5 protein-coding genes are annotated in these 4,739 nt (G+C 73.9%); 3 read left to right on the top strand and 2 right to left on the bottom strand.

The window, feature by feature from the left end; translation table 11 throughout:
• Both AB0G02_RS28575 and AB0G02_RS28570 read right to left on the bottom strand, forming a co-directional pair.
• Nucleotides 1-1,172 (bottom strand): FtsX-like permease family protein (locus AB0G02_RS28575; RefSeq protein ID WP_360799735.1); only part of this gene is annotated, 1,172 nt, incomplete at its 3' end.
• The gene (locus AB0G02_RS28570) at nucleotides 1,169-1,861 is read right to left on the bottom strand and encodes an ABC transporter ATP-binding protein (protein ID WP_360799732.1); all 693 of its coding nucleotides are present in this window, start codon (nucleotides 1,859-1,861) and stop codon (nucleotides 1,169-1,171) included. The genes AB0G02_RS28575 and AB0G02_RS28570, both read right to left, overlap by 4 nt.
• 205 nt (nucleotides 1,862-2,066) lie before the next feature.
• Here AB0G02_RS28570 and AB0G02_RS28565 point away from each other — a divergent pair, with 205 nt between their 5' ends.
• The 3 genes from AB0G02_RS28565 to AB0G02_RS28555 are packed head-to-tail and all read left to right on the top strand — an operon-like array spanning nucleotide 2,067 to nucleotide 4,572.
• Nucleotides 2,067-2,804, top strand: a complete 738-nt coding sequence (locus AB0G02_RS28565) for a histidine kinase dimerization/phosphoacceptor domain-containing protein (RefSeq protein WP_360799729.1) — start codon at nucleotides 2,067-2,069, stop codon at nucleotides 2,802-2,804.
• Entirely contained in the window at nucleotides 2,801-3,433 is a 633-nt protein-coding gene (locus AB0G02_RS28560) for an NAD-dependent epimerase/dehydratase family protein (protein ID WP_360799726.1), read from the top strand. Before AB0G02_RS28565 ends, AB0G02_RS28560 begins: the two co-directional genes overlap by 4 nt.
• Complete coding sequence (locus AB0G02_RS28555; protein WP_360799723.1) at nucleotides 3,430-4,572, top strand: DegT/DnrJ/EryC1/StrS family aminotransferase; 1,143 nt, start codon at nucleotides 3,430-3,432, stop codon at nucleotides 4,570-4,572. Before AB0G02_RS28560 ends, AB0G02_RS28555 begins: the two co-directional genes overlap by 4 nt.
• Nucleotides 4,573-4,739 lie beyond the last annotated feature (167 nt).

The raw sequence follows: 4,739 nt of genomic DNA, 5'->3' as shown, positions 1-4,739 counted from the left end.
GTCAGCCGGGCCGCCCACCGGCCCCGGCCGGGACGCGGGGTGCGGCCGACGGCGATGGCGTCCACGGTGCGCAACCGCCCGGCGCGCGCCGCGCTCACCCACGCGGTCACCGACACGAGCACGAGCGCGCCCACCACGACCACGACGTCCACCCACGGCGCCACCGTGAGGCCGACGGAGCCGTAGACGTCCTCGGTCTCGGCCAGCACGGGGATGGCCAGCAGGTTGCCCGCCACCACGCCGATCGCGGTGCCGATCACCGCCGGGATCAGCGCTTGGGCCATGTAGGCCCGCACGACCTGCGCGGGGGTGAAGCCGAGGGCTTTGAGGATCCCGATGCGCCGGGTGCCCGCGCCGACCGCGCCCGCGACGACGTTGCCGACCACGAGCAGCGACATCACCAGTCCCAGCACGCCGAACGCGACGAGGAACGGCACGAACACGGCGACCGCGCGGTCGGCGGCCTTCTTGAGCACCAGCCACGACTGCGACCCGGTGAGCGCGCCCGCCGGGACCGCCGCCTCGATCGCCGCGCGGGCCGCGTCGACCTGCTCGGTGGTGGCGGCGGAGGCGAACCGGTACAGCACCTGGTAGCCGACGGGTGAGGTGATCCAGGTCGGGGGCACCCAGCCGTCGGCGGTGCGGCTGACGGAGCGGGCGAGGCCGACGACGGTCAACGACGTGCCGTCGGTCAGTTCGAGGCGCCGACCGACGCCGGAGCCGGTCGGCGAGTGGGCGTAGGGGCCGTCGGCGGACATCACGACCTCGCCCGGCTGGTCGGCCCACGTGCCGTCGGTGAGCGTGACGGCGTCGACCGGACCGCCGGGGTCGGCCCGGCCCACGACCGTGACGGGCGGTGGGGTGAAGGGGCCGTCCCCGGCGCTCGGGGTGACGGACACGACGGGGAACGGTCCGGCCGACGCGGTGACGCCGTCGGCGGTCGTGGAGGCCGCCAGCCCGTCGGCCGTCGTCCTGTCGGCGGCGAACTGCGCGGACAGGTGCGCGCCGTGCTGCTGGGCGAACGCGTCGTCGAACGGCGCGGTGGACGCCACGAGCAGCGAGCCGCCGAGGACGGACGACGTCACGGCCATCGTGGTGGCGAGCCCGATGACCACGGTCTGCACGCGGCGGCGGGCCACGCCGGAGCGGACCACCCGGCCGAGGGCGCTCATCGGGTCGGCTCCACGACGACGTCGCCGGCGACCTGTCCGTCGACCAGCTGGATGGTGCGCCTGGTGCACGAGCGGGCCAGCGCCAGGTCGTGCGTGACGACGACGAGGGTCTGGCCGTCGGCGTTCAGCTCGGTGAGCAGCGCGGCGACGTCCTCGCCGGAGGCGGTGTCGAGCGCGCCGGTGGGTTCGTCGGCCAGGAGCAGCGCGGGCCGGTTCATCAGCGCCCTGGCGACCGCGACGCGCTGCCGTTCGCCGCCGGAGAGCCGGCCGGGGTAGGCGCGGGCGTGCCGGGCCACGCCGAGCTGGTCGAGCAGCTCGGCCGCGCGCTTGCCGGCGTCAGCGCGCGCCATGCCCGCCATCTGCGCGGGCAGGACGACGTTGTCGGCCACGGTCAGGTCGTCGAGCAGGTTGAAGAACTGGAAGACCATGCCGATCCGGGCCCTGCGGTAGCGGGCGGACGCGGCTTCGCCCAGCCCGTCCACCCGCACGCCGTCCACGGTGACGGTGCCGGTGTCCGGTCGGTCGAGGCCGGCGATGAGGTTGAGCAGCGTGGACTTGCCGCTGCCGGACGGTCCGAGGACGGCGACGGCTTCTCCCGCGCGCACGGTCAGCGACACGTCCCGCAGCGCCGGTGGTCCGTCGTCGTACCTGCGGCTCACGTCGCGCAGTTCGATCACCGGCGTGGTCATGGTCTGCTCCCTGGGTCGTCCCGGTCTGGCGCGGTGGACGCTAGGAGCGGCGCCGGTCCGGGCGCGTCGGTCGGCCGGGGCATTTCCGGTACCCCACCGGGATGAGGGCGGTGCGGTGTCATCCCTGCGATGTAGTCGAGCGGTGTAGTGGGAGGGGTCGTCGGGGTGGATGCCCGGTGGCCCGGTGGTCGGTGAGAATGGCCGGGTGACGAACGCGCCGGTGGTGGACCGACTGCGGACCTGGGCCACCCTGGTGACGCTCCCGACCGGTCCCCTGCCGCGGCCCACGCCGCGCAACTACGCGTTCGACGTGGTGGTGGCGCTGGTCATCGGGGTGGCCACGGTCCGGTACGCGATCGACACCGGGGACAGGCCCGCGCCGGTGATCGGCATGATGGGGCCGCCGGTCGAGCTGGACACGGGTGCGGCGATCGGCGCGGTGGTCGTGGCCGTGGCGGCTTCGGCGGCGTTGGCGTTGCGGCGGCGGTTCCCGTTGGCGGTGCTGTGGGTCGTGTTGTACGCGACGCTGGTGTCGCCGTCGGACACGCCGCGGTTGACGTTCTACGCGTGCGTCGTGGCCGCCTACTCGGCCGCCGCCTACAGCCCGCACCGGCCGCCCGCGTTGGCGAGCGTGGCGGTGCTGGTGCTGGAGGTCGCGGTGTTCCGGGACTCGGAGCTGCCGATCGTGCCCGACGAGTACGCGCCGCTGCTGGTGCTGGTGCCGCTGGTCGTGGCGGCGAACGGCCTGCGCACGTGGAAGGTCCGCACGGACGAGGGTCGGGCGCAGGTGTCGGCGTTGGAGCGCGAGCAGGCCGAGGCGTTGCACCGGGCGGTCGAGCACGAACGGGCGCGCATCGCGCGCGAGCTGCACGACGTGGTGACGCACCACGTCAGCGTGATGACGATCCAGGCGGGTGCGGCGCCGCCGCGGCCGCGGGCGTGAAGAAGGTGATCGCCTCGTCGTCGGCGTCGGTCTACGGCCTGGCCGAGGAGTTCCCGACCACCGAGCGGCACCACCCGTACAACAACGACACCTTCTACGGCGCCGCCAAGGCGTTCAACGAGGGCGTGCTGCGCAGCTTCCACGCCATGTACGACCTGGACTACGTGGCGCTGCGCTACTTCAACGTCTACGGGCCGCGGATGGACGCGCACGGCAAGTACACCGAGGTGCTGATCCGCTGGATGGAGCGCATCGCGGACGGCAAGCCGCCGCTGATCTTCGGCGACGGCGCCCAGACGATGGACTTCGTGCACGTGCACGACATCGCCCGCGCCAACGTGCTGGCCGCGAAGGCGTCCGTCACCGACCAGGTCTACAACATCGCCAGCGCCCGGGAGACCAGCCTCAAGGACCTGGCGCTGGCCCTGCTGGCCGCGATGGACTCCGACCTGCCGCTGGAGCACGGCCCCGAGCGGAAGGTCAACGGCGTCGCGCGGCGCCTGGCCGACATCTCCGCCGCCGCCCGCGACCTCGACTGGAAGCCGGACATCGAGCTGGTGGACGGCCTGCGCGGCCTGGTGTCGTGGTGGCGCGCGTCGGTGGCCGAGGCCGCCGAGGTGTCCCCGTGATCCCGGTGATGAAGCCGTGGCTCGGCCAGGAGGAGGCCGACGCCGCCTCCGCCGCCGTGCTGTCCGGCTGGGTGGCGCAGGGACCGAAGGTCGCCGCGTTCGAGGACGCCTTCGCCCGCCGCGTCGCCGCGCTGCACGCCGTGGCCGTGTCGTCGTGCACGACCGCGCTGCACGTCGCGCTGCACCTGCTCGACGTGCGGGCGGGCGACGAGGTGGTGGTGCCGTCGTTGTCGTTCATCGCCACCGCCAACGCGGTCCGCTACTGCGGCGCCACGCCCGTGTTCGCCGACGTGGAGCCGGAGACCGGCAACCTGTCCGCGGCCACCGTCGAGGCGGTGCTCACCGAGCGGACCCGCGCGGTGATCCTGGTGCACCAGGCGGGCGTGCCCGCCGACGTCGACGCGATCCGCGCGCTGTGCAAGCCGCGTGGCGTCACGGTGGTCGAGGACGCCGCCTGCGCCGCCGGGTCGACCTACCGGGGCGTGCCGGTCGGCGCGGACGCCGACGTGTCGGCGTGGTCGTTCCACCCGCGCAAGCTGATCACCACCGGCGAGGGCGGGATGCTCACCACGAACCGCGCGGAGTGGGCGACCCGGGCCAAGCGGCTGCGCGAGCACGGCATGAGCGTCAGCGCGGCCGAGCGGCACAGCGGTGGCGGCGCGGTCGTGGAGAGCTACCTGGAGACGGCGTTCAACTACCGGATGACCGACATCCAGGCCGCCGTCGGCCTGGTGCAGCTGTCCAAACTGGACGCGATCGTGCGGCGCAGGCGCGAGCTCGCGGCGCGCTACCACGAGCTGCTGGCGGACGTGCCCGGCCTGCGCCCGGTGCGCGACCCGGAGCACGGGACGACGAACTACCAGTCGTTCTGGGTGATGCTCCCGGACGACGTGCCGGTGGCCCGCAACGACCTCCTGGCCCGGCTGGCCGAACGGGGGGTCTCCGCCCGCCGCGGCATCATGGCCGCGCACCTCGAACCCGCGTACGCCGGTCACCCGCACGTCGACCTGCCGGTGACGGAGGCGTTCACCGAGCGGTCGCTGATCCTCCCGCTCTACCACGACCTGACGGCCGCGCAGCAGGACACCGTGGTCGACGAGCTGAAGTCGGCGCTGCGCGTGCCGCTCGCCTCGCGGTAGCGCCGAACCGGGCGATCGATCGCCCACCTGCACCACACATCCGCGGCCCGGCGGGCACCCCCCGGGGCGGGCGGGCCCCGGTGCTATTTTTGGTTTAAGCGCAATTGGGGGCACCCCCCCGTTGGGGGACCCGGGGGGCACAGGTGGTAGGTATTGGGCCCCCCAAA

The sequence above is a fragment of the Actinosynnema sp. NPDC023658 genome, assembly GCF_040639995.1.
Lineage (GTDB): Bacteria > Actinomycetota > Actinomycetes > Mycobacteriales > Pseudonocardiaceae > Actinosynnema.
Note: the sequence above shows the minus strand (reverse complement) of the source record. Positions and strands in the feature narration are given on the sequence as shown.

What these genes read in the sequence shown, in the direction of transcription:
- AB0G02_RS28570 (WP_360799732.1), bottom strand. Translation starts at nt 1,861, where the DNA reads ATGACCACGCCGGTGATCGAACTGCGCGACGTGAGCCGCAGGTACGAC.